Here is a 26,900-nt window from a genome sequence, read left to right as displayed (position 1 = left end):
GGCGTTCTCGCGCGTAACCCACAATGGTGATGAAATCAATTCTATGGCCAGCAGCACTGGCCTTATCTTTAGCTTTAATCGGGTGCGGAGGCAGTTCACCCAAATCGTATGGCGATGTTTCCGGGGTCATCTTCGACGACCAAGGCAACCCAGTCCGAGACGCCCGAGTCTATTACCTAGATGTAAAGAACTCCACCAACAACCGAGAGACCTACTCAAATAGCACGGGTGCCTACACGCTAACTCACCTCCCGGAGGGGGATCTTGTTGTAAGGGCTGAGGTGTTTAACCAAGCCAATCAGCGCTACTTCGGATCCAACGTCCCACGCATCTTCTCCAGCGAACGCGCAAAAAACCTGAACATCGTGGTGGTGCCCGATTCGCAGATCGACTACATCGAAGGCACAGTCTACGACCGCCAAAGCAATGTTATTCAGGGTGCGCGCATCTTCGCCCGACAAGCCAATGGCGCAAATCTGAGCTCAAGCTACGCCATCTCAGATAGCAGCGGTCACTACCAGCTGGGCAGCCTACGCAAAGGCACCACCTACACCGTGACTTGCAACGCGCTCGGATTTGGAGACAGCACAGAAACCATCACGATTGGAACGGACCCGAGAACAGAAGATTTCACAATCGGCAACCCATCCAATCCAAGTTTGCCAGCTCCACAAAACGTCTCTGCAACCATTGTCACTTCACCTCAGCTCGCCAGCCGGTCGACAGCACAGAAGAGCGCGATCGAAGCAGTCAAGCAACTGATGCACCCAGGCTTTGCAGGGAAGAAGCGAGTAACACGTAAGGTTCGCGACACGATCAACGGAAATGCGATCGAAGTCGACCTTGTTTGGGACCAAGTCAACAGCATCGGCATCTTGGGTTACGCAGTGTATAGAGGCGTCGATGGCGGATCTCTCAGATCAGTTGATTTCTTCCGTGACCCGCTAGGTCAGTTCTTCGCGGACTCCGATGCAACGCTCGTGGAAGGACGCAATTACACCTACGGCGTAACGGCACTCAACACCTCTTACAACAGCTCAACAGGCGCAGGTGAGGGACCCATCTCGAACACCGTAACGGTGAAAGCGCTCGGCGACCTTGGATTAGGAACCGTGGGAACCGCCCCGCTAACCTTCAACTGGTCCGCCGGAACAGGCGCTTCCCAGTTCGTGGTCTATATCTTCGATAACTATCCGGCAATAGGAGAGAGCTCCAGATTCAATAACGCCTCCGCCCCCTCCACAACCAATAGCTTCGTCTACAACGGACCAGCTCTTCAGTCAGGGCGCACCTATTACTACATCGTAGTGGGCAGCAACTCCGACAACACAGCAAACACATTCAGCCCAGTGGGCACGTTTGTTGCCCCCTAAAGAAAACTGCCCCGATTCTTTCGGGGCAATTCCTTTATTCCTCCCGCAAGCTACCGATACAATGAACGGTACGCAGGCGTAAGAAGAGATACATCGAATGGCAGTAACTAATCCAGTTGGGAAGAATCTCGTACGTAACGCGGCTTGGAGCCTTGTTGCGATTGGCCTCGTGTACGGTTCCTACCGATCCGTTACTGCCTACATGGGACTGGACCCATTCAAAAAGCTACGTCAAAATCCCGTGAACGGGCTAGGCGACGAAGTCGGTATCCGAATGTCTGGGGTCAAGATGGCGATGTACACCAACGGAAAGCTGGTGGCCAAGGCCGATATGGACCGGGTAGACGGCACCCCCGACCGGCATAAATTCGATCTCAGAGGCATTAAAAACGGCCTCTACTACTCAGACCAAGGCCCGGTCCAGTTCGCAGCAGGAACCGGCAGCTGGAACACACTCTCCCAACAACTGAACGTCGGCGAGAAAGCACGAGTTCAAAGCAAAGACTTCGACCTCAGCACGCAAACCATGCTGTTCGACACACCGCGCGGCAACCTGCGACTGATGACCCCAATAAGCGGAAAGCTGCAAGGTGGCCAGCTGATCGCGGCCAACTTCAAATACAACTTCAAAACGGGCAATGCCGACAGCGATTCCATCCGATGGAGAGGCAAGCTCACAGCCCTCCAAGAAGCCTCTCAAGAGCCTGTCAGCCCCCGTACATGGGACCTCAGCGGCAAGTTCAGTCGCCGAAACGGAAAAGACTATTACAAGAACGCACGCGCAGAAGATGGGGAAGTCATCGTCATGGCCCCAGAAATGGTGCGCGACATCAAAAGCGACATCATCACCGCTACCGGTCGAGTGACCTACTACTCAGGCAAGGCGAATGTGGTGGCCGACAAAGTGGTGGTCTACCGCAAAGAACACCGAGCCGTCTTCACAGGCAACGTCGTGATGCTCGTCAAGCCTAAGAAAGACCAAGACAAGAAACCCGAGGTCTCGGAAATCAAACCGTTCCGACCAGAGGTCCCGTCCGAAGTAGCGAAAGCCCGCCCACAGTCGCCCATCAATGAAGAAGAGAAGAAAAAGGACGACGAACTGCGCAGCGGCAAAACCATCCGGAATTACCCCCTCTCCATCACCGCAGGCGAAGTGACCTACTGGTACAAGAAAGGCGAACGCCATGCGGTATTCCAAGGCAATCCCCAAGCCTTCCAGTCATTCCCAGGCGGCCGGTGGCGACAAGCGTGGACCAACAATGGTCAGTACGATGGCGAAACCGACATGCTGCAACTAAACAGCACGCCCGGCAAGAAAGACACGCGCATGAAGAACTCCATCGGAGATGACCTCATCGCAAAAATGATGCTCCTCTCAACAAAGGAAGATCAGGATGAGGACACCGAATCAATCGACGGAGACGATGTTTCCGCACGATACGTCGACCTCTCCGGCGAAGACCCCAGAGGCGAAAAGAAACCGGAACCACCCGTCACAAAGACCACCCCTCCCAAGAAAGGGAATGGCGGATAATTGACGACCTGTTTCTTTTGCCCGGTCCTTAGAATGTGGCGCATTTACTGAGCCGCATGACTTGAAGTTCAAAGCTATCCGTTGCCCATCACCAAGAACGGGTTCTACAGTCTAAAGCCAGCGCCAGAATAGGTGTTATTTGTCCTCACGCGCAGTTCGTGGATGCCTTACGCTGATTGACACACCTCGAATAGCTCAATCTTCTGATGGTTAACCCGCCCTAAGGTAAGTGCAAATCAAGCCATGTGGCTCCGAACGCTTTGTTCGGAGCCACTTTTTTCAACTAAAGACAATATTTCTAATTTCATCGAAACATCATGTATGATGTTTTCATGAATTTCGAAATGACCAAGCGATTGAAAGCATTGGGCGACCCCACCCGAATGCACATCGTGGAGTTTCTGGCAAGCTCGTGCTGCCGAAGAGCCTCGGTCGACGAAGAGGGTGGCGTCGAGGGCCCGACGGCTGGCGAAATCTGCTGCCATATCACCGGAGCCGAAAAAATCAGCTCCACCATCTCCCACCATCTTCACGAGCTCGAAGCCTGCAACCTGATCAAGATCGAACGAAAAGGCAAACGCATGCTCTGCACGCTCCGCGTCGAAGAGCTTCAGGCTGTCGGCGACTATCTTCATCAAATCACAACCAGCGAGGCGACCAATGAGTGCTGCTGAAACAAACTATCCCGTGGTGATCATAGGTGCTGGACCCGTAGGTCTAGCCGCTGCCGCCCACCTCATAGACAAAGGCGAGTCTCCAATCGTCCTGGAAGCCGGAGCATCAGCAGCAACCAGCGTTCGTTCCTGGGGCCATGTCAAGCTCTTCTCCCCCTGGCGCTACTGCATAGACAATGCAGCACAGCGGCTGCTAGAGAAAACCGGATGGACCAGTCCGGACCAAGACACCTGTCCAACTGGAAAGGAACTGTGGGAGCTGTATCTCAAGCCCCTCTCAACAACTCCCCAACTGGCTGCCTCCATTCGGACTGAAAAGAAAGTCATCTCAGTCACCCGCCACGGACTCGACAAGATGAAGAACGAAGGACGAGATTCAGCTCCGTTCTTGATCACCACCGAAAACAGTGATGGCAGCGAAGAAATACTCCTTGCAAGGGCTGTAATCGATGCCTCGGGTACCTATCGAACGCCGAATCCCCTCGGAGGCAGCGGCACTCCCGCCCCTGGCGAAAGAGCCGCATCCGACAAAATCCTCTACCGCATCCCAGACGTCCATGGCATAGATCGCGAACGGTACGCAGGCAAGCGAATTGCGGTAGTAGGTAGCGGCCACTCAGCTTTCAATGCCCTCATCGAACTCGCTGAGTTAGCCAAAGAGGTCTCGCAGACACAAATCGTTTGGGTGGTCCGCAAGTCAGACCTCACCGGAATGTTTGGCGGCGAAATCGGCGACGCCCTTCCAGAACGAGGTGCCCTCGGATCCCACGTCCGCCAACTCGTTGAGTCTGGTTCCATACGCCTAGAGTCAGGTTTCCGAATCGGCTCGGTCGAAACAGGATGCTGTGGAGGAAGCGACTGCTGCGGCATCACCCTCATATCCGAAGACGGCCGTCGCGTCACCGTGGACCAAGTCGTCGCCAACACAGGCTTCCGACCGGACCTTGCCATCCTTTCGGAGCTTCGCCTAGATCTCCATCCCGCCGTAGAAAGCCCATCGGCCCTTGCAGAGATGATCGATCCCAACTTCCATAGCTGCGGCACAGTGGACCCTCACGGAGCCATCGAACTCTCGCACCCCGACAAGAACTTCTACATCGTCGGAATGAAGAGCTACGGCCGAGCCCCCACCTTCCTGATGCTCACTGGCTACGAACAGGTGCGATCCATCGCCTGCGAACTAACCGGAGACCACGCTGGCGCCCGAAAAGTAGAGTTGGTTCTTCCAGAAACCGGCGTCTGCTCAGGAGACGGATGCTGCGCACCCCCTCCCACGCGGAAGACACTAAAAATGCTTCCAACAGCAAAGAAGGAGTGCTGCGATGCAGAAACCGGCTGTTGCTAGGCAAGCCACTCAAGAGGATGCGCATGCCATGGCGGAAATCTACAATGCTGGAATCGATGAGCGGCTCGCGACCTTCGAGACTCGCCACCGCTCATCAGAAGAGGTGGCTACCTGGCTCGATGGAAAACACCCTGTGGTAGTCGTCGAGGCCGATCACCAGGTCGTGGCATTTGCCTCCAGCTCTCCCTACCGCTCCCGTGAGTGCTACGAGAGGATCGCTGAGTTTTCAGTCTACGTACATCCCAGGTTCAGAACTCGAGGGTTCGGACGACAAGCCATGGCAGCCCTGGTCGCCTCAGCAAGGGATGCCGGCTTCTGGAAGCTCGTCTCACGCATCTTCGTCGAAAACCAACCCAGCCGCTCGCTCATGAACTCAATGGGCTTCCGCGAAGTAGGAATCTACCAGAAGCACGGACAACTAGACGGCCAATGGCGCGACGTGGTGATCGTCGAGAAACTGCTCGCCGAGGAAACCCAATGACCTCGAAATCATCCATGGGCAAGCGGTACCTAGCAGAGTTCATCGGCACCTTCGCCATCGTGTTCGCGCCGGTCGCACTCTCGGGAGTCGCAGGACTCAAAGGAGCCGATTCCTCCTTGCTCGCCGCTGCCCTGGTCTCCGGACTTGCGGTGTTAGCGATGATCTACGCACTGGGCCCAGTTTCGGCCGCCCACTTCAACCCCGCAGTCACCCTCGGATTCGCCACGGCAAAACGGTTCCCATGGAGGTTCGTTCTTCCATACTGGGCCGCTCAGTTCTTAGGAGGGATACTCGCTGCAGGTTTAGCGTCGATGCTTTACGGACCAGGCCACGGAACCCATGTCCCAGCCGATCCCACCCTCATCACCAGGAACCTCGCCACAGAGTTCGTACTCACCTTCTTCCTGATGCTCGTCATCATTGCGGTAGCAACAGATCGTCGCGTCTCAGGCACCGTCCCAGCACTTGCGATCGGCCTAACCGTCGTAGTGGATGTCCTCATAGGCGGCCCCGTCACCGGCGCATCCATGAATCCCGCCCGCTCATTTGGCCCAGCCCTACTCGCTGGAGGGCCCGCGCTCTCAAACTACTGGCTCTATGCACTCGGCCCCTCTGTCGGCGCGATTGCGGCGTCGCTTCTCTTCGAGTTCATCCGCCTGGAACACGAACATTCCAAAGGCGCCCCAAACGAACTTCTAGAAGCACTCAATGAACTCTCCGAAGAAGGGAGAACAAAACATCCATGACAAAGCTCGCGATCTTCTCAGACATCCACGCCAACCTGCCTGCCATTGAAGTCGTGCGTGACGATATCAACAAGGCTGGCTTCGAAGGTGTTTACTGCCTGGGAGACTTGGGCGGATACGCATCTCAACCCAATGAGGTCCAGGAACTCATCATGTCCATGCAATGCCCAACCGTCCTCGGCAACTACGACGAAGGGGTCGGCTTCAACAAGGACGATTGCGGCTGCCTCTACATCAAGCCTTTCGACATAGAAATGTCGAACGTATCCTTCCTCTGGACCCGCGAACACACAACAGATCACAACAAGGCATGGCTACGAGAGCTCCCACGCGAGATCCGATTCGAAGCAGAGGGCAGACGAATCCTCCTCTGCCACGGCTCGCCAAAGGAAACAACGGAGTATCTCTTCGAAAACCGGTCAGACGGCTACCTGCGCCAGTTTGTAGCCGGAGGAAAGTTCGATGCCCATGCAGATGTGATCGTATTCGGCCACACCCACGTCCCTTTTCACCGAGTAGTCGACGGCGTCCATTTCATCAACACAGGCAGTGTGGGCCGACCCAAAGACGGTGACCCACGCGCAGGCTATTGCCAGCTTGAAATATCGTCAACCGAAGTCACCACCAACCAGATCCGGCTCGAATACGACGTGGAACTCGCCGCAACAAGGCTGCTACAAGCAGGTTTGCCCGAGTACTTTGCCAACTACCTTCGAACAGGCGGAAATGTGCCCGCCACAGACTAGATCGACATCTCATACCGTCGTAGCTCTAGCGTGAAACCGATAAACGCTGGAAGCCAAATGACGTCATTCGTAAGATTGATCCATCCAAACGCCCAAGGCAAATCGCCACGAAGCGCCGTGAAAACGAACCCGATAGGCCCAAACAGCTTCCCCAAAAGCCCAATATAAACAAACGGCCAAAGCGTGCAGGGTCCCGAGCAATCATCCAATAGCCCAGAGCATAAACAGCCACCATCATCCCAACACTCTGAAAAATCGGCTTCGATCCAATGGGAGAAACGCCAATCAACTTGAACATGGCGTCAGGCCAAACCACCACCAAAGAGCCCCAAAGAGCATTGTAAATTGCCGCCGCCATAAACCAAAGGCGGTACCGGTTAAGCCGTTCCATAGCCCGCAGTATGGTCTCCCCCTCAGGTAATCACGAGGAACACCCCCCACTCTCCAACAACTCCCCGAAACGCAAACCCCTTAGGTCATTCTAATACTCAAAGACATGACTAAAAGCAGCTTGCTGTCCCTGAGCCTGTTCGTCGCCCTGACGAGCACAGCGAACGCCCAGGAACCCATAAAACCTTGGATCGCTCCGTCATCAAAGCTCCACCAAGAGATCATTGAGGTCGCCCAATTTCTTCACGACCACGGAATGGGCGATCCACGTGGAGGAGTATTTCGGAAAGCAACCATCTGGGCAAACACTGTGTGGGACCGTGACGCTGCAAAGAGAGAGGTGGTCGGTTGGGTGCTCCCAGCCCAGAACGGAGAAAAGCCCCGTGTCGTGACCGAGCTTGGTCTTCTCGTGGAGGTTGAGGAAGTTGGCCCGACCGTCGACATAGCCTCCGAGGTCGAAAAACTTGTCGCGAACCCTAAGGCGCTGCAAACGCGCTTCTTTAGCGGCGGAGAATATCTCCGATTTGCCATGCTTCTCCTTATCAATGGGAATGTGGACCTTGCAGAAAAACTATGTAAAGGATATATACCAACTCCCGACTATCCGGTCTTCCCAGGAATGGCACGAGGCTTCTTAACAGATGCATGGGACCGAGCAGTCACAGCACACATGAGAGGCGACGACCAAGAGGCACTGCGCTTTGCAAAAATGTTAGAGCGATACAAGGCCGACTATGATGCTTACGCTCTTAAAGTTGGGCCCAAAAATCGCGATTCGAATCCGTTCAGCTTCCTGGATCCCGTCAGCAAACTAGCAGAGGACTCCGACAGACGCGTGAAAGCGGCCCAGAAACCAAAACTCGATCTGGCAGCCTTGGCGAAAATGCCTCAGAAAGACCGGATTGAGAAACTGATCGACAACTTGGACGAAGTGGATCAACATCAACAGAGTCAACCGGGTGGCGTCATTCTGTCAGAAGATCCAATCATAAAGGCGCTCATCGCTGAGGGAGATCCTGCCATCGAACCTCTCTTCACTTGCATGGAGAAAGACACCCGACTTACCCGGTCAGTAAGTTTTGGACGGGACTTTCAACCTCAACGCAACTTGATCGCCGTGAAAGATGCCGCGAGAAGTGCTTTCTTCGTAATGGTTCAGGCGGTGGACGTTGCGTTAGCTCCAGGGCAACGTGCCACCGTTGAGCAGCTACGAGAGTCTTGGAAGAACAATCGAGGACTCACACCCGCGCAGATCAGCTTCAAGATCTTGTCCAACGATGCGCGATCCAAAGACCAGTGGATAGAGGCGGCGCAGCGAATTTTTGAAACCAGCGACGTAAGGCACATTGGAGCAAACTTAACCCGAAGCGGACCCGTTACCGGAAAGCTCAACGCAGAGGTGCTACGTGGAAAAACCAACCCATCGCTTACAGAACTCATCACAAAGCGCGCGATTCAGCTGGCAGGTTCGGGAGATCCTATCTCTGCAAGAGAACCCTACTACTGCACCAGTGCTCTTCGAATAGCCGAGTCCCTTGCACTGTGGGACAAACCTGCTGCCTTGGATTTGCTGAGACGGATAACCAAGCGAGCCATGGAACTGAGCGCAGTGCATTATGGTAGCTCGTACTTCTCACAGATCGTCAATGAGTTAAGCGCGTCAATCACTACGAGAGAAGCTCTTGGCGACAAACAAGCCTTCACGGAATACATCCAATTCATCGATGGCCTCAAGACCGAAGTCGACGGCTTTGAACTCTCCAGGGTTTTTGAACCATTTATCGAAAGCTCGTCTACTGCCGAGGCACAGCGAGCAGTTCGAAGTCTACTTCTCACGCCAGGCTCAACTTGGAACATTCTCAAGATCGCAGCGGAAACAGGTGGCGCCGACAAAGCGGGACGCTTCCTTGCCTCCCCAATCCTAAAGTTCTCCGCGGCTCGCGAGGCCGCACTCAAGCTACTGCAAGACAAAACGCTCATCGGTGAAGTTCACGTTGAGCCGAACGGTGTGCGAGTCGTCAAGATCGGCAATTCCGGGATAGGGGAGTATCCGAATTCAAGTGAGAAACCAGATCCTTTAGCTCCAAAGATCGGAGAGCGGCGCGATCTCCGAATGTGTGATGCCATAGCGGATCGTCTACAAGCGATCAAAGGTATCCCTGCCTTTAAGCCTTACTGGCCAACCAAAGAGAAAGACCTAGCCGTTCTCCAAATGATCCAATACATCGAGGCGAATGCGAGCCGCATGGATGACCTTGCCACCTGGTGGGGCCGTAGCCCATTTCAAAAGGCAAAACGCCCATGACCCCAAAAGATTTGAACGAAACACAAGACCGAGGTAACAAATGTTAGTGAGTATCAAAGCAGCTTGGCTAGCAGCTTCAGTGGTATCCGCCATTGCATGTTCCAATTGCGCAAGCACACAGTCCAAACCGGATCTGGCGCTCTGGAAACCCGAGCCGATCGCCCCATGGACACCCCCTAAATCGTCTCTGCCTCAAGATTTTGTCGACAACGCAAAATTCCTTCAATCACACGGATTCGGAGATCCGCGAGGTGGAGAGTTCAGAAGGGCGAAGGTCTTGGCATACCAGTGGAGCAGCAGGCCGGGAGCAACGCGTAGTGTGGTGGGTTGGGTTCTCCCGCCTCGAGGACACGAAAAGAGAAAGCTAGTCACGCTGGATGGGCTGACCTTTTCCATCGAGCAAGTGGGAGAAAAGCTTGACCTAGCGACAGAGGTTAGGCGATTAACAGCTCCGCCCAAACAACAGCGATCATTTCTTTATCCACCGGTGGCCCTGGGTCGAGTTGCAACGACACTTCTCATCAACGGTGATCTCGATCTAACAGCAGAAGTCTATCGGGAATCCAGCAAATTGATTCCCGGGAACGATTTCTCGTACATCACGCACACCTACCTCGCCAACTCGTGGGATGCAGCCGTGAGTGCGTTTATTGCAGGAGATGATCAGACCGCGTATGAAATCTCAAAAATGCTGGAGCAATACGGGACTGAGTTAGAAGCCCGAGCAACTAAATTACGAAAAAATCCTGGCTTCCCCTCAACCCAAAGAACCTTCCCATTCCTCGACGAAGCCCGGTTGCTCACCAAAGAAGTGCTGCGAAGGCAGGCTGAGACTGCTACCCGCCTTGACCTAACAACCCTCACCAAGCTGTCACAGCCAGAGCGGATCAAAGTTCTAATTCAGAATCTAGAAAACGAAACGCCTGAGACTTGGGATAGTGATAAGCGAGCCTGGGTGGGGCGTCCCACTGTGAGTCAGCGTCTCACAAAAGAAGGGTTCGCGGCAGGCGAACAACTACTTGACTGCATCGAATCGGACAAACGACTTACGCGCCAAGTACGGCCGTCGTTCTATGTAGGCTCACGAACAATGTACGACGTCAGGACGATGAGCCTTATGACCGTCGCAGACGTCGCGTCTAGTGTCTTCGCCAAGATCACCCTGCCGCCGGATAACCTCAATCGCTTCGTCGGTCACGCAGACCCGCAGCAACTTCGAGCGTACTGGAACACCATCAAAAACAGCACCATCGCCGAAAACTACCTGGCGATCCTCAAGGACGACAAGGCCAACGAGTACCGACACATGAACGCGGCCCTCCGATTATTCGAAACTCCGCCAGGAGAACCTCGTTCACACTGTCTCGCGGAGAGTCTTTCCCTCACCAACCGGGCGACCCTAGAGAAACTTTTGAATCAACGAGCGCTCGAAAGCTTAAATGTACAAAACTCCGAGGCTTACAAAATTTCTAACCAAATGCAGTTTGCGTCGCAATATAGCCAGCAGCTTGCTCTACTGCAAAAAGAGAAGGCTATTCCTTTGCTAAGGAAAGTCACGAGTGCGATAATCGCTCAATCGAAGAGTCAGACATTTGACTTAACGTTTTTCGCCCTACAACTCTCCAACCTCTTCGATGTTCGGATGTTGCTTGGCGACCGTGAGGCCTTCCAAGAGTACGCAAGCTTTTTGAAGAGTGGGACTGGTTCAAGCACCGACTACGGAGATTCAGAGCTGTTCCTCCCGCTTGCGCGCCGATCATCCCAACCTGCAGCACAGGCCCTGGCTCACCGAATACTTTACGATCCCAAGTCGAAGTGGAGCATTCAGGCAAACGTGAGCAAGGCAAATCATCCTTGGGCGGCAAATGGGTTTACCTATAAACCGTTCCTGAAATTAAACGCCGTGCGCCAAGCGCTCAGCAACGTGCTCAAAGATAAGTCAGTCGTAGGCAAAGTCACCTTAACCGAACAAGGTGCCGAGTTCACCAATGCCAAAGTCCAAAGCATGACGCCATTTGAGAACGTTGGAAGCGACCGCGATCCATATGCTCTTAAACCCGGCGAGACGGGCGATGTCAGAGCGTGTGATCTTCTCGCCTCAAGCTTAGCAGAGCTACGCGGTGCACCGAAATTTAAGTTCTATTGGTCCGCCGCCCACAAGGACAAGGCGCTGATCCAGATGCAGTCATTCTTCGAGAAGAACGCGTCTTCGCTGGACGAAAGATCAACAGAATCATGGAGCGACCGATGGGGACCAGGCTACCCAGCTAGATTCCGCTGAGCCCGAGCTCGCCTGCCTTCGCCTGCATCGCCGCAAGGCAATGGGCAATGTGCTCCTCAAGCGGAACCCCTATCAACTGCGCCCCAAGCGCAACGTCGTCCCGATTCACCCCAGCCGCAAACGCTGGGGTCTTCAACTTCTTCGTAACGCTCTTAACCTCGACCTCCAACACGCTCTTGCTAGGCCGCACATAAGTCACAGCCGTAATGAACCCACTCAACTCATCGCAAGCAAACAGATACTTCTGAATGGGTGCCTCGGGTGAAACCCCCGTCTTTTCCGCATAGTGAGCCGCAATCGCCAGAACCAACTCCTCCGGCCAACCCTGCGCTCGAAGCAACTCCATGCCCCAAAGCGGATGCTCGTCAGGGTGCTGCTCATAGTCAAAGTCATGCAACAGCCCCGCATTCCCCCAAAGCTCCACATCCTCCCCAAGCTTCTCCGCATACCACCGCATACAAACCTCAACCCCCAAACAGTGCCGTCGAAGACTCTCACTCGGAGTGTGTAGGTGAAGAAGCTCAAGAGCAGCAGCGCGATCATGCATCGCAAGTATTGTGCATCCAACAACCACAGCGTAACATGCATGAATGGATGATCTGGAACAGAGTTTCAGGCCAGTGCTGCTGATCGCCCAATCACTCGGCTTGCCAGGTTTGGAAGAGGGAACGAGCTGGGGGACACCAGCACTGAAAGTCCGCGGCAAGATGATTCTCAGAATCAGCGAACCCGACGTTCTGGTTCTCCACTGCGACCTAGACGAGAAAGAGATCCTCATGCAGGCTGCCCCAGAAGTGTTCTTCCAAACAGATCACTACCGCAACTTCCCCTACATCCTCGCTCGGCTCTCCACCATCGACCGCGAAGACCTCGCCTCGCGCATCGAAAAGGCTTGGCGGGCATTTGCAGGCAAAAAGCTACTGAAGCAGTTCACTACTCCTTAAGCAGCTTCTCTACAAGATCGCCCATCACTTTCTCGCCATTCTCCTTCTCCCAATTCAGCTCGCCTTCCCACTTCTGGCGAATCACACCCTTCTTGTCAATCACATAAACACAAGGCCAAGCCTGCACCCCCCATCGACTCCAGTTCTTGCCATCCGTGTCGATCAGCACCGGGTAAGTGATCTTCTGCCGAGCAATTTCACTCCGCACATTCTTCTCAACCTTCTCATAGGCGGTCTCCGGCGTATGAACCCCAATCAACGCCACACCCTTCCCAGCAAACCGCTGCTGCCACCGCTTGTAAACAGGCTGGTTATGCTTGCAATTAATACACCCAAAAGTCCAGAAGTGCACAATGGTGACCTTCCCCATCCTGCCGACCGGTCCGGCTGCATTAACCCACCTGGAGCCCGTCAGCTCAGGAGCCCTCATTTTCTGAGCGGACCCAAAGGCCACCAAAACAAACAGTCCAACAATTGTGCTCGCGAGTTTCATAGTGAAAGTCGTAACCCCTCGGGAACGCTTAAGTTCCCGGGCCCAAAAAACCGGTCGATCAAGGGACGTGTTTCAAATAGAAGGCTCGTCGCCTTGTATAGGAACCAAAGCTATAAAGATATAGCTAGAGCGGTGTCGACAGTCGGAAGATGTCCTTACACGCCCCCACATAAACAGGGGCTACCTCGTGCTGAGTCCTCATAACGTAGGCAGGGCATTGTGAGGATCTTAGGCCTTCCACATATGGAACATAGATCACAAGACCGTCAGATTCATCTGGGTCAATCAGATAGTATCTAGCTCTGGGTAGATCCTTGTAAGTTCTCGCTTCTACAGAACCTACGCCCTCGATAGTCGCCGCCATTTCAACACACTCCTGATTCAGACGAGCAATTTTCTTGACACAGTCCGCACATTCTGACCTGAGCTCGTCTGTTGTCATAGAAAAGTATCGAGCAGTGCTATCAACTGAAGGTGAATCTGGATCTAAAAAGGCGCATCGAATCTTAACGCCACGTGCCAATGCTTGCAGGTATTCGCCGCGCCAATCCGACAAGCTTACGGCAAACTGAACACCGCTGAGCCAAATCTCTCTTTTGGCCTGGTTTAGCTTTTCACCAATCTGAATTTGGGCATCGCGGCTCCTTGGAAATATCTCTAGAGATTTCGCCCCAGGTAAGCGCTGCAATTCAAATTGCTTGACTCGCTTAATGAAGTCTTTGAAATCAACAGCGGGCACTCGAGTGCCTAGGACCTTGGCTAACTGCTCGACGACCTCAACCAAGCTAGATTCACTTGTTGCCGAAATTGTTTGCAGAACACGAAATGGGAGGGGGAGCTGATCGACAGGAAGGCCAGAGTGGCAGATCGGGATCACCGGGACGTTACGAATCCATCCGGCACCCGCTTCAAAATTGATCCATGGCCGACTCATCGACTCGGGACTACAGATAACTATGACTGCCTGGCATTTTCGTAGCTTATCAAATACCTTTCCGAGCCAATCTTCGCCAGGTCCGTTGTCCGATGCAGCAGACGAGACAAACACCTCTAGATGAACAAAATATTGCTCCAGCACTTGTTTGAGTGCAATAGCAACATCTCTTTCGCTTGCAACATGAGAAATGAAAATAGAGCTTTCTACATTTGTACGGTGGTTGATGCGTGCCATTAATAGATACCGGAGGGTCGCCAGTGAGTAATCGGACGATATCGTACCTAGAGGTGTTAGATACTTGCATGAATGCCTGCCGTAAAGTTCAGAACTTCACAGATTCAGCAAGAACAACACTTTCAGCAATGCCCTTGAAGCACACATGGAGTCTTAGCCGCCAAACCCGGTGAGTGATTCACAATTTCATACAAGGAAAGAGTCTCTGATCCAGTACCACACCTCGCTATGACTAGCAAAGCCACATCAGTGATGGTCCTCGCCATCGGCTATACTTAAGGACATGACCCAGCGACTCCCTGAGTGGCTGACGATCCGTCTCCCCCGCCCCGACACCATTAAGGAAGTCGAGTCTATGATGCGGGCCAAAAGCCTGCATACCGTGTGCGAAAGCGCGCGATGCCCGAACCTTCCTGAGTGCTGGTCCAAAAAGACCGCCACGTTTATGATTCTTGGGGACACCTGCACCCGAAGCTGTGGCTTCTGTGCAATCAAGGTGGGGCGAGGCCTAGAAGTCAACCCAGATGAACCCGCAGATGTGGCCAAGGTAACAAGCGACCTCGGCCTCAAGCACGTTGTTGTCACCTCCGTGGCACGCGATGACCTTGCGGATGAGGGATCTGCACAGTTCGCCGAGACCATCCGCGCACTCCACGCAGCGAACCCGTTGGTCATCGTCGAAGTCCTCACCCCAGACTTCAAAGGCAAAAAGTGGTGCATCAAAAACGTCACCGACGCCAAGCCAGAGATCTATAACCACAACATCGAAACCATCGAGCGGTTGCACACCGTAGTTCGCCCCCAGGCGAAATACCAGAGAACTCTCGATGTTCTGCGAACCGTTAAGGAACTCGACTCGTCGATCTATACGAAGTCGGGAATCATGCTCGGACTTGGAGAAACCAAGGACGAGGTGATCAAGACCCTGCAGGATCTTCGAAACATCGGCGTAGACGCGGTCACCATCGGCCAATACCTTCGCCCAACCATGAAGCACCTGCCGGTCAACGAGTTTGTTCATCCAAACGAGTTCAAAGAGTACGAGAAGATCGGTGAGGACATGGGCTTTGCCTTCGTCGCTAGCGGACCCTTCATCCGAAGCTCCTACAACGCCATCGAGTTCAGCAAGAAAGTGATGGCAGAGAGACTCGAAAAACTGGATGCAAAGGAAGCCAGATTGAAAACGCTTCAATCACTTCCCATGGCAGACGCGTCGAAATAAGAATCTAGAGGAGTTCGTTCGGTCTTGACCGGATTAGTTAGGTATGTAACGCTTACCGGTTCGGTCGTTGCCCTATCCATTTGGGGCGGCGCCTACTTTTACGACTGCGCGAACTACCTCCTCTCCCCAGGCGTCCCCGTCTCCTTCGAATACCAGACCCCAACCGGCACCGTCAAACTGACCGCCACATCCTACGCCATCGACCCTTGGCAGGGCTCCGCAGTCATTCGAAATCCAAAAATTCAGGAGCCACTCGGCGGACAAGTAGCCGAAGCCTCCCGAGTGACCATCAGCAACTTCCACTCAATCTGGCAAGGCGATGGATCCACCCGTATCCGAGTATCCGATCTCGACGCCCGCCTCCTTCGCTTCCCAAACGGCCACTTCGAGTTCGAGCGTCTCATCCCCAAGTCAGAAGGACCACCCTCAAACAACGCCTTCGACATCGAAGTTGATCGAGCCAAGATCGCCCTCCTCGACAACTCCAAACAAGGCATGTGGCAGCAGGCAGCGAACACCTCCAAGCTGCGAATCTCCGTAGTGGGTGATGACTGGATGGCCGATGGAGAACTTTCCATACCCGGAGTTGGCACAGCCTCAACCAAAGTCCAGGGTTCCCCACAACTAGGCGTCATCGTCAAGGCTAACACCACCGGCCTACACCTCGCCTCTGCCGCCCACCACTTCTTAGAAATTTCTCCGGACAAGCGTCTCGCAAAAGCCAGCTTCACGGACCTCTACGCTAAGGGCCCAATCCAGCTTTTCATCCCTCCCAAAGGTGCCCTTCAGATAAGCACCGAAGGGCAATTTGAAGCGAAAGGACTCCGATACGAGCAGTATCAAGCCGACCACGCCACCTTTACAGGAGCAATCAATCAAGACGGCATCCAAGGGAAAGTACAAGCTTGGCAAGGCCAGAACTTAGCCATATTCGACGGTGGAGCAAACTGGAAGAGCAAGCTCGTCCTAGCAGGCAATATAAACGCCCAAGCGGCAAACAGCAGCTCTATCCCACAGTGGATCAGCAAATTCATCCCCAAAGATGTAGGTTTTCAAGGCGCAAGTTACCAAGGGTGGGTTTCCTATCAAGAGGGAGCGAACCCAATCACACGGGGCTCTCTGAAAATAGATCAAGCGCGATATCAGAAAGAATCAGCCAGAAACATATCCACAACTATCAGTGCTGCCCCCGATGAGGTCGTAGTCAATCTCAACAACGCCACCTACCAAAACCTCCCAGCCAGCGGCATTATACGACTCCAACCAAACACCAAAAGAATCGACGGACTGTTAACGGCTCAAGGCGTCTCCCTAGGCAATCTCGCCGACCGCTTCAAATTCAAAGGAGTCAAAGGCAACGCCAGTGTCACAGCAAGGCTAGAAGGAACCTATGACAAACCCGTGGCCCAATTAGTAGCCCGAGGAACGGGAAGCTACCAATGGAAACCCGGCCGCACCATCGAAGCAGACCAATTTGAATTCACCGGAACAGTCGCCAAAAAAGGAGTCACGGTCAATCGAGGCTGGCTCAGCAGCCCAGCAGGCCTCATCGCAATCACCGGCACCGCAAACCCCGACGGCACGTTTGAAATGCACGTGGATGGAAGAGCCCTCACACCCAGCAGCCTCTTCCCAGAACTTCTTGGAACAGTCAACGCGCGGGCAACCATCACCGGCACCTCAGCCCACCCAGTCGCAAAGGGACGCGTAGAAGGCTACGATCTCGCCTTCCGAGGCGAAGAAGCACCCGCCAGCACACTCGATTTCTACGCAGACCGCGATCACGTCGCAGTCAATAACATCAACGTCGTTCGTGGAACGTCCCAACTCACAGGTTCAGCGGAACTGAAGCTCAAAGACAAGCACCTCTCAGGCTTCCTTGCCGCAACGGATATCCAAATTACCGAACTCCTAGGCGACCAGTTCTCAGGGGTGCTCAACGCACCACTTATCGAACTAAGCGGAACCATCTCAGACCCGAAACTCGTCGCACAAATCGAAGGCAATAGCCTCGTAGGGCGAGGTGTGAAGGTAGACGGCCTTACAGGAAGGATCTCCCTAGATCAGACACTAGCCCAAGCCAGTGCCGACATGATCGTCGCCAACGGCAAACTACACGCCAACGGTGCCTACAGTCTAAGCTACGGAGAAGGCAGCGGCTCTTTCAATGGTAAAGACCTATCGCTCGACAAGCTCACTGCCGATGTCCAAGAGTCTGCCCTCATTGAAGGCATCACATCCCTAAACGGAACCATTGCGTACAAGAATGGCAAGGTAAACGTGGACGCAAATGGCCGACTCGACACAGTCCATCTCAACGACACCCCCCTAGGAGACGGCAACTGGACAGCAGGTTTCGACGGAACCCATGCCCGCGGCAACCTCTCCATCGGAACACTCTTGCCCGAACTAAGAGTTGCAGATCTTCGAGTCGAATACGACCTGGCCTCAAAGTGGATTCGAGCCTCCACCGAAACCAACCGCTTCGACATCCAAACGCTGGTTCTAGCAGCCGAGCCCTACCTGCGCCACACCTCCTCAGACATTCACCGAAAGATAGCAGCCACACAAGGCGACCTAGACCTGTCAGCCTCAATCTCCGGCCCTCTACACAACCCAATCATCAATGTAGAGATGCTAGAGGCCAGTAAGATCGCCGTGCAAGGAACCAGCTACGGCACACTCTCACTGGCCAACCTAGTCAGAAAATCCGGCTATTGGCGCGTCCCCAGCGCTCAAATCAAAGGCCCAGCCGGGAACGTAGAGGTCTCGGGTCTGTTTGCTGAGCAAGGCGACATCGAGATGTCCGCCAAAGGAACCAACATCCAGCTCAATGCCCTGGCACCATTTGCAGAAGGACTCCGAGCAAACAAAGGACTTCTCTCGTTCGACTTCGCCGCAACCGGAAGCGCCCTGGCTCCTTCGGTTAAAGGTAGTTTTGAGGCTTCAAATCTACTCAAAACACCAGAGATTGAGGGCGTAAAGTTCACCGAAGAGGATGCTTTAAGGATCGACAAAACGACAGTTCAGCTTTCCGAAAAGGACGGACTACAAATAGACGGAACCTATCGCTATGCCGGCTTCGGCGGAGCACTCACAGCAAAATCCGGCTTCAACTATAAAACAGCCTTCAAAGAGCAGGACATCGATGCCACCCTAACCTTGAACGAGCGAAAACTCAGCGAGCTGCCCATGGTCCAGTCCTACCTAGACCCCACACGCACCAGCGGCAAGCTCCTGGGCAAGATAACCGCGCAAGGCAAGGCGGAAAACCTGACAATCGAAGGAGGAGTCGACCTGATCGCTGAAAAACTCGGAGTCAAACTCCCAGATGGAGCCGTGATCAAAAAAGTAGACGACACCCTAAGTGATGTCGCCGTCCATCTCGGACTCAGCCCAGAAAGCAAACTGGTCGCAACAGCCTCCGCAAAAGTCGATCGCGGTGGCTCCATGCTCTTCGATCTCTCCACTACGCAGAAGTTAGCCTTGGAGAGCGAGACAGGTGTCAAGCTCTCTGCCGACTCGCTTCTGGCCATGGGACTGACAGGCAGTTTCCAGACCAACGGCGCAGTCTTCCGACAAGCACTGGAAGGCGGATATGTGCAAGGAAAAGCCACCTCAATTATTGATATCGCCGGAACAGTTCGCCGGCCAGACATCTCAGGCGTAGTCAAACTGTCCAACGTCGAATCAAGCGTCCCAAGCATCGGTGGCGGAGACTCATCCAGCGCCCCCCCAATCATCGATCCAAGATTCAAGATCGACTTCGCATTTGACAACCCTGCCAAAGTCCGCTCCTCCACCGCCGAGTTTCAGCTAGAAGGCTACGGAAACATCCTGGGTTCGCTCAGCTCCCCCGAGGCATACGCATCTCTAACCGTCGACCGAGGAAGCATCCGCTTGCCTAGCGCCCTGGTCCGGGTAGATCGAGGTGGCACGTTAGACTTCTCCTTCCGCTCCACAACAGGAACTCAACCAGCCGCCAAGCTTGAGGTCGACCTCCAGGGACGAACCTCCGTGGTCACCACCCAATTCGGAGAAGGAACCAAACGCTACGGAATCCTCCTAGCCATCTCAGGTGACCTCCTCGATCAAAAGGGCCTAAAGCTAGATGCCACTGCAGACCCACCCGATCTCAGCAACGACCAGGTTATGGGGCTTCTCGGACAAAAAGACCTACTCGAGAGTTTGGGCAGCCAGTCAAACGGACAAACCGGCGTGGAGTCTCGCTTGAGAAGCGCTCTGGCAGGCTACGCCCTGCCCACCGTCCTAGACCCTATCACCTCGAACATCGCCCGAGGGTTCGGTCTGGACTATCTCTCAATCGAATACAACGCCATCGACCAGACGACCATCTCCTACGCCAAAACGCTAGGCTCAGAGTTCTCCATCCAGGGACGCCAGCAAGTGGGGACTCCCAGCACAGGCTATAAGCCGGTCTACGACATCCGACTGGTCTATTCCCCCAGAGCCTCGTCTCGACTGCCAGGTGTTTTCAAGCGAATCAACTACTCAATTGGTGTCGACCAGGACCGCCCATTCAAGTTCTCCATGGAGTACCAGACCCGTTTTGGCGGCCCTAAGCAGGACTCTGGACCCAAAAAGAAGATCGTTATCTCCCCATAGCGTAACGCTGCTATGTTGAGCGCATCTAACCCCCAATTCAGCCCAAGAATGTTCTCTGCAAGCTTGCGGGGGTAAAGTCCGAAAGTGCGTCTCATAGTGACAACTTCGGAATTGGGCATTAGGGGGAAGAATTGAACCTTAGAGCAACCTCAGCCACACTACTTTTTGCGTTAGCCGTTATGAGCTATGCGCAAGACCTCAATGTCGTAAAAGAGATCGTCATTCGCGGCAACCGCGAAGTCACTAAAGACGCCGTGCTTGCCACAATGACCACCAAGGTCGGTGCCAAGTACACCCAAGACAGCATCGACAAGGATAAGCGCTCCCTCGAAGAGATGGGCTTCTTCTCAGCCGTGGACATCCGTGGCGTACCCGTTGATAGCTCGGATAAAGGCAACAACTGGCAAGTCGTAGTCGATCTCCAGGAATACCCCAAGATCAAAGAGATCCGGGTCTCCGGCAACTCGCACATTGCCACCTCAGAGATCCTGAAGAAACTCGCAACAGGCCTGAAGCCTGGCAGCGTATTTAACGCCCGAGACCCCAGACCAAGCGCCCGAGCCATCGAAAAGCTCTACTCAGACCGTGGATACTTCGCACGAGTAGTAGAGTTCGGCCCCAGCGTCGACTCGCCAGGCACCATCAACATTTCCCTCGTCGAACTCGTGGTAGGCAACGTTTCCGTCCAAGGCACCAAACTCACCAAGCCTTGGGTCATGAAGCGCCTCATCAAAACCCGATCCGGCGACGTCTTCGATTCCAACCGCTGGTTCCGAGATCTTTCTCGTATCAAAGACACCGGCTGGTTCGAGCCAGACCGCATCCGCAGCATCGACGACACAGAACGAGAGGAAGGCAAGATCGACCTCATCGCAGACGTAGTCGAGGCCAAGACAGGAACGTTCAACATCGGTTTCCAGGTAGATCCCAGCAGCTCCTTCGCTGGAATCCTACGCTATTCGCAAAACAACATTGGTGGAACCGGACAAAACGTCGATATCAACTACCTACAGTCCACACAGGGCACAGGTCCAAGCATCGACCTCGGATACACCAACCCGTTTTACGACAACAAAGACACAGCCGTCCACGCGTCGATCTATACCCATGGAACGATCCGCGGACAAGGCAACCTAATCGGATCCAACACCAGTTCCAGCGACTTCTACTACACCGAGCGCCGAACCGGTGTCCAGTTTGGATTTGCCCGACCGACCGATGAGTACCGAACGTTCTCATTAGGACTCAGAACGGAAGCGGTCAAAACAGAGAACTTCCACTATCCAACGAATACGACGACGACCACGACTACCACCACGACCAACAACGACTACATCCAACAGGACGGACAAGTCTCGGTCCTGACAGCAGGCTACACAATCAACCACCGCGATAGCGCGATCGATCCATCCAGAGGAAACTGGCTTCAGCTAAAGGTCGAGCCAGGCTATGCGCACATCGATAAGGTAGGCGGATTAACCTCCGATGAGAATCTCCTCGGTTCCAATGCGTTCGTCAAACTGAACGCAGAATTCCGTGGCTACTACTCAAAGGGACCAGCTCGAGACGCGAAAAACCCCAACGCACCAAGAAACGTTCTGGCCGTAAGAGCCCGCGTCGGCACCATCGGAGGAAAGGTTCCGTTCTTCGAACAAATGTTCGCAGGTGGCGTCGACAGCATTCGTGGCTATCAAGAAGATCGCTTCTGGGGTAAATCTCAGGCACTTTTAAGCGTCGAATATAGGTATCCGATCGTAGCAAAGGGACAAAGCAACTTTGCGGTGATCGGTTTTGTAGACTACGGCGGAGCATGGGGCGGTTTCAGAGAGGTCTTCGGCCTCCAGCAAACAGCAAGCTTTAAGATGCACCTCGGTTACGGCCCAGGCGTCAGCTTCAGAACTCCCCTCGGAAATATTCAGCTCTTCCTCGGATTCAACGACGAGGGCAAGAGCCGCACACACTTCCTCATCGGGAACTCTTTCTAGTAGGTTTGATATGAAGAAATTTGATAAATTAGGCTGGATCGTCGCCGCTGCATTGGCGGGCGGCATGGTCGGCATGGGATTCCAGACTCCGGCAGCAAAGTTCGGAACCGTAGATATCGAAAAGGTTTTCACCGGCAGCGATGCATTCAAGGCAGCAAACGAGCTTCTCAAGAACTATCAGGTCTCGCGCCACAACGCCCTGGAGTTTGTTAACCAGAACCAGGGAATGAAGCCAGCCGACGCTGAGAAATTCATCGCGTTGACCATCAAAGAGAAGCCCGCACCAGAAGATAAGACAGAGCTCGATCGGATCACCAAAGACGCACTAGCAGACACTGGTAAGCAGTCCAACCTAGTCACCAAGCAGGCCCCCACGGACGCCGACAAAGCTCTCCTAAACGAGTACGCAACCCGAACTCGCCAAAACCGAGACATCCTCGAAAAGTACAGCAATCAGTGGGAGAGTGAGGCACGCGAAAAGCAGGCAACGCTCCGAGCAGACGCGCTCGCAAAGGTCCGCGCATCAGTCCAGAACGTAGGCAAGTCCCAGGGCTACACCATCGTGTTCGCCCAAGAGTCGGCTCCTTACGCAGCAAACGACCTGACCGCCGATGCTCTCAAGGCCGTCACCAAAGATAAGTAATTCTTTTCGTCACGGCGCGCAGTGTCTTTGGACACCGTGCGCCGTTTTACTTTCATAGGGTCGCTCGTCAAGGGCGCATCTCCCAAATAGGAATTCCCATGCAGATTCTTCTCCTAAAGAAATTGGCGCTATCAGCGGTCCTCGTCGTGTCAGGAGTCTTCCTTGCTACAGGTTTCCAGGCTCCAGCCGAAAAGACCGGTGTGGCAGACATCAACCGACTGATGGAACAAAGCGATTTCGGCAAGGCACTCAAAGACCGCGTCGAGAAAATGAAAGCGGCCCGCCAGTCAGTGCTGGAGTTCATCGACGTCAACAGAGTGCTCACCTTGGAGCAAGCCACCCGCATTCGTGACCTCAGCCTCAAAGAAACACCCCTCACGAAAGAAGAAGACGCAGAGCTTGCAAGCCTCAAAGCAAACGTCACCGCAGCGAGCAAGCGATGGACAGAAATAGCCACCAAGGCCAACATGTCGCCCGAGGAACGCACCCTCGTCTCAGAATACGCAGACCGAGCGCAGAAAATGAGCGACATAGGCATGCGATGGCTGAGAGAGTTTGCCAACGACATCAACGCAGAACTCGACAAACAAAAAGTGATCGCGAACCAGAAAGCCCGAGACGCGGTCCATGAAGTTGGAAAAGCGCAAGGTTTCACCATGGTCTACGATGCCGTCTTCGCACCCTACGGTGCCAACGATGTGACCGATGCCGCTTTGCAAGCGATGAATGCGAAGAAATAGCTTCCTATGCCTCGTCATCCTATTATCAGGCTGCAAATCGCAGCCTGAAGCCGTCTGGGTAGATCTGGACGGCATCCTCGCGTCAGAGTCCACCCCAGCAACCTCCCAGCTTGCAGACCCGCCATCCCCACCCAAACCCTCGGGACCCATCTCAAGGGATCTACCTACGCTAACAGAGAAGACCCTAGAGGACCCCTCGATGTCCGGAGACCTCAATGTCCAGGCAAGCGCCGCAGAAAGCCAGCGGAAGGCTCTAGAAGCCCTACGCAAACAACTCCAGATAGTGTACGCCCGAGAGGCAAGACGCTTCGAGCTCGAACAGCGGCGACTCCTAGAAAAGAAAAGCAGGCTCGCCAACGAACCCCTGCTCGCCGAACTCCGGGCACAGTTCGAATCCTACGCAGCAGAACGCGAGCCGAAGTTCACCCGCCTAGCCTTCCTGGCAGGCTTCCCCGACCGAAACCCAGACAGCAAGCCACCTACCACCGAACTAACCCCAGTGCGCAAAAAACGGTTCGAAGAATCTGCATCCCTCCGACTCGCCCTAAAATCGATCGATGCAGCCTTTGCTAAGCGAGTGGCAAAGCTACTAGAAGAAGCCAAACTCCTCAGCGATAAGGAACGAGATGACTTCGAACGGCAGATTGCCGACTACGCCCAGCAAATGAACGAGCGTGCCATGAGGGAAGCCATCGGCCCCACAGGAAGGCACGAACACGAAGTCAAACTCGAATTAGCAGAATCTCACCCCATCAAACTGCCAGCAGTGCCAGGGAAAACGGTCACATTGCCCGCAGAGAAAGCACTTCCAGCCGCTCCAAAGGTAGATTCAAGGAGCGTCTCTCTTCCACCACAAATTCGCCGACAACTGCTGGAAAAACAGCTGCGTGTCTGGCTAGCCACACAAAACAAGGTTTTGACCTCAAAACGTGGCGAGGGGAAAGACGTGACCAAGGATTTTCAAGCATGGAGAAGCGAACGAGCGGTTGGACTCTAAAGGAACTTGCAGACGAACTGGGTGGCGTGCTAGATGGCCCCTCTGACTTAAGAGTCGTTCGTCCAGTAGCTACGGGAAGTAGCGACCCACAAGGCCTAGCCTTTGCGGAAAACGAAGAGTATCTAAGCCAAGCAGAGGCAAGCGAAGTAGGAGCCATACTGGTCCCGCACCACATCCGAGCCTCCACCAAGCCAGTCATCCGCTGCGCCCACCCCAAACAAACGTTCGGACTCTTTCTGGCAAAGTGCGTCCGCCCACTGCCCGTAGAGCGGGGCATCCACCCACTCGCCTCCGTAAGCCCCGAAGCAACCATTTCCCCCGACGCATTCATCGGCCCCTTCGCAGTAATCGAACGCGGAGCAGCAGTCCGAGCCGGTGCGCGCGTCTATTCCTTCGCCTATGTAGGCGAGGATTGCTTAATCGATGAGCACGCCGTCATCTACCCGCATGCTGTCCTTTATCAGCAAGTTTGTATAGGCAAACATGCAATTATCCATGCAGGAGCAGTCCTCGGAGCAGATGGCTTTGGCTTCTACTGGGATGGAAGCAGACAGGTCAAAATCCCGCAGGTCGGCAATGTCACCATCGGCGACAACGTCGAAATCGGAGCCTGCACCACCATCGACCGAGCCATGTTCGGCACCACCTCCGTGGGACGCGGAAGCAAGCTAGACAACCTCGTTCAAATGGCGCACAACTCCACCATCGGCGAGCACTCCGTAGTCGCAGGCTTAACCGGCATAAGCGGCAGCACCCACATCGGTGACCGCTGCACCGTCGCCGGACAAACAGGCTTCAAAGACCACGTTACCGTGGGCGACGACATCGTCCTAGCTGGCCGAGCAGGAGTCACCAAAGACATCCTCCAGCCTGGCGTCTACTTCGGCTTCCCAGCACGCCCCCGCCCAGAACAACAAAAGATCGAAGCCGTCCAAGGCAAACTTCCCGATATCCGCGACCGCCTCAAGGCCCTCGAAAAACGAATCGCCGAACTAGAGGACTCCAAGTGACAGCCCCACGAAACACCCTCAAAGTGGAAGCGAAGTTTAGCGGCCTAGGCCTGCACTCCGGCATACCCGTGGAGATGACAGTCCATCCAGGCACCGAAGGCATCTGGTTCCGCTACGGGAGCGAGCGCACGCAAGCAATTCCCGCCAATGTCACCGATACCTCCCGCTGCACCAAACTCGGCTCGATAGCAACCATCGAGCACATCATGAGCGCCCTGGCCGGCCTAGAGATCACAGACGTCGAGATCGAAGTCACCGCGCCCGAGATTCCCGGCATGGACGGCAGCGCACTCCCATTTGTCAAAGGACTCTCAGCCTCCGGCCTGGAACCTCTAGGAGACCAAGAGGTCCCCCCACTCTTCACAAGGCTCTTCACGCAAGAAGACGCCATCAAGACCGCCGTAGCCAAGGGCACGGGCCACTGGCGTTTCACCTACGCAACAGGCGATCGCTGGCCCCACTCCCAAAGCTACGAGAGCCTTCAGGTGATCGAGAACTATGCGGACCAGATCGCCCCAGCACGCACGTTCGCGCTAACAGAAGAGCTTCCCATGATCGCTCAGTTAGGTCTCGGAAAAGGACTAGATGAAAACTCTGCCGTGATAGTCGGACCCGAAGGCTATCAAAATGCAACACGCTTCCCAGATGAACTAGCGCGTCACAAACTGCTGGACCTCATGGGTGACCTTTATCTTGCCCGCGTTCCAGCCCGCCTACTCAGTGTCGTCGCAGAACGCAGCGGACACCGGGTCAATGTGAAAGTGGCAGCCATGCTGTACGAATCCATCTGGCTGAGATAAGTTAGCAAACAAGTTGGGATCGCATGATTAATTGCGATAGAAAACACCTAATCAGTTAGCTAAGTATTCTTGCGTTGATATGCGTATGGAATTGGACCACTAAACGGTCAAAACATTCACATATTGTACATGTTATGCCTATCGGACGATTATTAGAAGAGCTAAAGATACTCCAGCTCCATCTGGAGCGCGAGCAACCCGATCTGGACTTTATCCTGACTCACACACGGTCCCTCATGCAGATCGCAGAGAACGCAGCCAACGGGGCGATCGCCATCTCAATGAGCGATGTCGAGGTCAACATGATCCGACGATATCAAGATAGACATTGCAATAAGTACGATCTACCCATGAACTTTAACTGATACAAAAGCAATGTGCCAGCAGCAACTAA

Annotated in this window: 22 protein-coding genes; 19 read left to right on the top strand and 3 right to left on the bottom strand. The window is 54.2% G+C overall.

What is annotated here, in order from left to right; translation table 11 throughout:
• Positions 1 to 29: 29 nt before the first annotated feature.
• From ACZ51B_RS10370 to ACZ51B_RS10330, 9 genes are all read left to right on the top strand, one after another.
• Positions 30 to 1,373 carry a carboxypeptidase-like regulatory domain-containing protein gene (locus ACZ51B_RS10370; protein ID WP_464293248.1) on the top strand — a complete coding sequence of 448 codons (1,344 nt, stop codon included), beginning with the start codon at positions 30 to 32 and terminating at the stop codon, positions 1,371 to 1,373.
• Positions 1,374 to 1,470: 97 nt separating this feature from the next.
• Positions 1,471 to 2,907 carry a hypothetical protein gene (locus tag ACZ51B_RS10365; RefSeq protein WP_464293247.1) on the top strand — a complete coding sequence of 479 codons (1,437 nt, stop codon included), beginning with the start codon at positions 1,471 to 1,473 and terminating at the stop codon, positions 2,905 to 2,907.
• 332 nt (positions 2,908 to 3,239) lie between these two features.
• Entirely contained in the window at positions 3,240 to 3,581 is a 342-nt protein-coding gene (locus ACZ51B_RS10360) for an ArsR/SmtB family transcription factor (protein ID WP_464293246.1), read from the top strand.
• Entirely contained in the window at positions 3,568 to 4,926 is a 1,359-nt protein-coding gene (locus ACZ51B_RS10355; RefSeq protein ID WP_464293245.1) for an FAD-dependent oxidoreductase, read from the top strand. Before ACZ51B_RS10360 ends, ACZ51B_RS10355 begins: the two co-directional genes overlap by 14 nt.
• The gene (locus ACZ51B_RS10350) at positions 4,904 to 5,407 is read left to right on the top strand and encodes an arsinothricin resistance N-acetyltransferase ArsN1 family A (RefSeq protein ID WP_464293244.1); all 504 of its coding nucleotides are present in this window, start codon (positions 4,904 to 4,906) and stop codon (positions 5,405 to 5,407) included. The genes ACZ51B_RS10355 and ACZ51B_RS10350 overlap by 23 nt, the downstream gene beginning before the upstream one ends.
• Positions 5,404 to 6,153, top strand: a complete 750-nt coding sequence (locus tag ACZ51B_RS10345; RefSeq protein ID WP_464293243.1) for an MIP/aquaporin family protein — start codon at positions 5,404 to 5,406, stop codon at positions 6,151 to 6,153. The genes ACZ51B_RS10350 and ACZ51B_RS10345 overlap by 4 nt, the downstream gene beginning before the upstream one ends.
• A complete protein-coding gene (locus ACZ51B_RS10340) occupies positions 6,150 to 6,899 on the top strand; it encodes a metallophosphoesterase family protein (protein WP_464293242.1) in 750 nt (249 codons plus the stop codon). Before ACZ51B_RS10345 ends, ACZ51B_RS10340 begins: the two co-directional genes overlap by 4 nt.
• 496 nt (positions 6,900 to 7,395) lie before the next feature.
• Entirely contained in the window at positions 7,396 to 9,594 is a 2,199-nt protein-coding gene (locus ACZ51B_RS10335; protein WP_464293241.1) for a hypothetical protein, read from the top strand.
• 487 nt (positions 9,595 to 10,081) lie between these two features.
• On the top strand, positions 10,082 to 11,875 hold the full coding sequence (locus ACZ51B_RS10330) for a hypothetical protein (RefSeq protein ID WP_464293240.1): 1,794 nt from the start codon (positions 10,082 to 10,084) through the stop codon (positions 11,873 to 11,875).
• Here ACZ51B_RS10330 and ACZ51B_RS10325 read toward each other — a convergent pair.
• Positions 11,862 to 12,422, bottom strand: a complete 561-nt coding sequence (locus ACZ51B_RS10325) for an HDIG domain-containing metalloprotein (protein ID WP_464293239.1) — start codon at positions 12,420 to 12,422, stop codon at positions 11,862 to 11,864. The two genes, ACZ51B_RS10330 and ACZ51B_RS10325, sit on opposite strands and share 14 nt — an antisense overlap.
• A gap of 43 nt (positions 12,423 to 12,465) precedes the next feature.
• On the opposite strand from ACZ51B_RS10325, the gene ACZ51B_RS10320 reads away from it, so the two are divergent.
• Positions 12,466 to 12,819, top strand: coding sequence for an MmcQ/YjbR family DNA-binding protein (locus ACZ51B_RS10320; protein WP_464293238.1), 354 nt, complete (start codon positions 12,466 to 12,468; stop codon positions 12,817 to 12,819).
• On the opposite strand, the gene ACZ51B_RS10315 is transcribed toward ACZ51B_RS10320, so the two are convergent.
• Together ACZ51B_RS10315 and ACZ51B_RS10310 are read right to left on the bottom strand one after the other, a co-directional pair.
• On the bottom strand, positions 12,809 to 13,312 hold the full coding sequence (locus ACZ51B_RS10315) for a redoxin domain-containing protein (RefSeq protein WP_464293237.1): 504 nt from the start codon (positions 13,310 to 13,312) through the stop codon (positions 12,809 to 12,811). The genes ACZ51B_RS10320 and ACZ51B_RS10315 overlap by 11 nt on opposite strands.
• 124 nt (positions 13,313 to 13,436) lie before the next feature.
• Positions 13,437 to 14,483, bottom strand: a complete 1,047-nt coding sequence (locus ACZ51B_RS10310; RefSeq protein ID WP_464293236.1) for a TIR domain-containing protein — start codon at positions 14,481 to 14,483, stop codon at positions 13,437 to 13,439.
• Between the two features lie 283 nt (positions 14,484 to 14,766).
• Here ACZ51B_RS10310 and lipA point away from each other — a divergent pair, with 283 nt between their 5' ends.
• The 9 genes from lipA to ACZ51B_RS10265 all read left to right on the top strand — a co-directional run bounded on the left by lipA (position 14,767) and on the right by ACZ51B_RS10265 (position 26,871).
• The gene (gene lipA / locus ACZ51B_RS10305) at positions 14,767 to 15,705 is read left to right on the top strand and encodes a lipoyl synthase (RefSeq protein ID WP_464293235.1); all 939 of its coding nucleotides are present in this window, start codon (positions 14,767 to 14,769) and stop codon (positions 15,703 to 15,705) included.
• A 24-nt stretch (positions 15,706 to 15,729) separates the two neighbouring features.
• Positions 15,730 to 20,331 (top strand): translocation/assembly module TamB domain-containing protein, encoded by a 4,602-nt coding sequence (locus ACZ51B_RS10300; protein ID WP_464293234.1) that lies wholly within the window; start codon positions 15,730 to 15,732, stop codon positions 20,329 to 20,331.
• Positions 20,332 to 20,510: 179 nt separating this feature from the next.
• Positions 20,511 to 22,316: a BamA/OMP85 family outer membrane protein gene (locus ACZ51B_RS10295; protein WP_464293233.1), complete on the top strand. Its 1,806-nt coding sequence runs from the start codon at positions 20,511 to 20,513 to the stop codon at positions 22,314 to 22,316.
• Positions 22,317 to 22,326: 10 nt separating this feature from the next.
• The gene (locus tag ACZ51B_RS10290) at positions 22,327 to 22,959 is read left to right on the top strand and encodes an OmpH/Skp family outer membrane protein (protein WP_464293232.1); all 633 of its coding nucleotides are present in this window, start codon (positions 22,327 to 22,329) and stop codon (positions 22,957 to 22,959) included.
• Between the two features lie 98 nt (positions 22,960 to 23,057).
• Positions 23,058 to 23,699, top strand: coding sequence for an OmpH family outer membrane protein (locus ACZ51B_RS10285; RefSeq protein WP_464293231.1), 642 nt, complete (start codon positions 23,058 to 23,060; stop codon positions 23,697 to 23,699).
• A complete protein-coding gene (locus tag ACZ51B_RS10280) occupies positions 23,686 to 24,696 on the top strand; it encodes a hypothetical protein (protein ID WP_464297158.1) in 1,011 nt (336 codons plus the stop codon). Before ACZ51B_RS10285 ends, ACZ51B_RS10280 begins: the two co-directional genes overlap by 14 nt.
• The gene (gene lpxD, locus ACZ51B_RS10275; protein WP_464297157.1) at positions 24,666 to 25,706 is read left to right on the top strand and encodes a UDP-3-O-(3-hydroxymyristoyl)glucosamine N-acyltransferase; all 1,041 of its coding nucleotides are present in this window, start codon (positions 24,666 to 24,668) and stop codon (positions 25,704 to 25,706) included. Before ACZ51B_RS10280 ends, lpxD begins: the two co-directional genes overlap by 31 nt.
• Positions 25,703 to 26,506, top strand: a complete 804-nt coding sequence (locus ACZ51B_RS10270) for a UDP-3-O-acyl-N-acetylglucosamine deacetylase (RefSeq protein ID WP_464297156.1) — start codon at positions 25,703 to 25,705, stop codon at positions 26,504 to 26,506. Before lpxD ends, ACZ51B_RS10270 begins: the two co-directional genes overlap by 4 nt.
• 134 nt (positions 26,507 to 26,640) lie before the next feature.
• The gene (locus ACZ51B_RS10265) at positions 26,641 to 26,871 is read left to right on the top strand and encodes a hypothetical protein (protein WP_464297155.1); all 231 of its coding nucleotides are present in this window, start codon (positions 26,641 to 26,643) and stop codon (positions 26,869 to 26,871) included.
• Positions 26,872 to 26,900 lie beyond the last annotated feature (29 nt).

It is taken from the genome of Fimbriimonas sp. LA-C6, assembly GCF_055398105.1.
The sequence above is the reverse complement of the archived record's forward strand: the minus strand, read 5'-3'. Positions and strand labels throughout refer to the sequence as shown.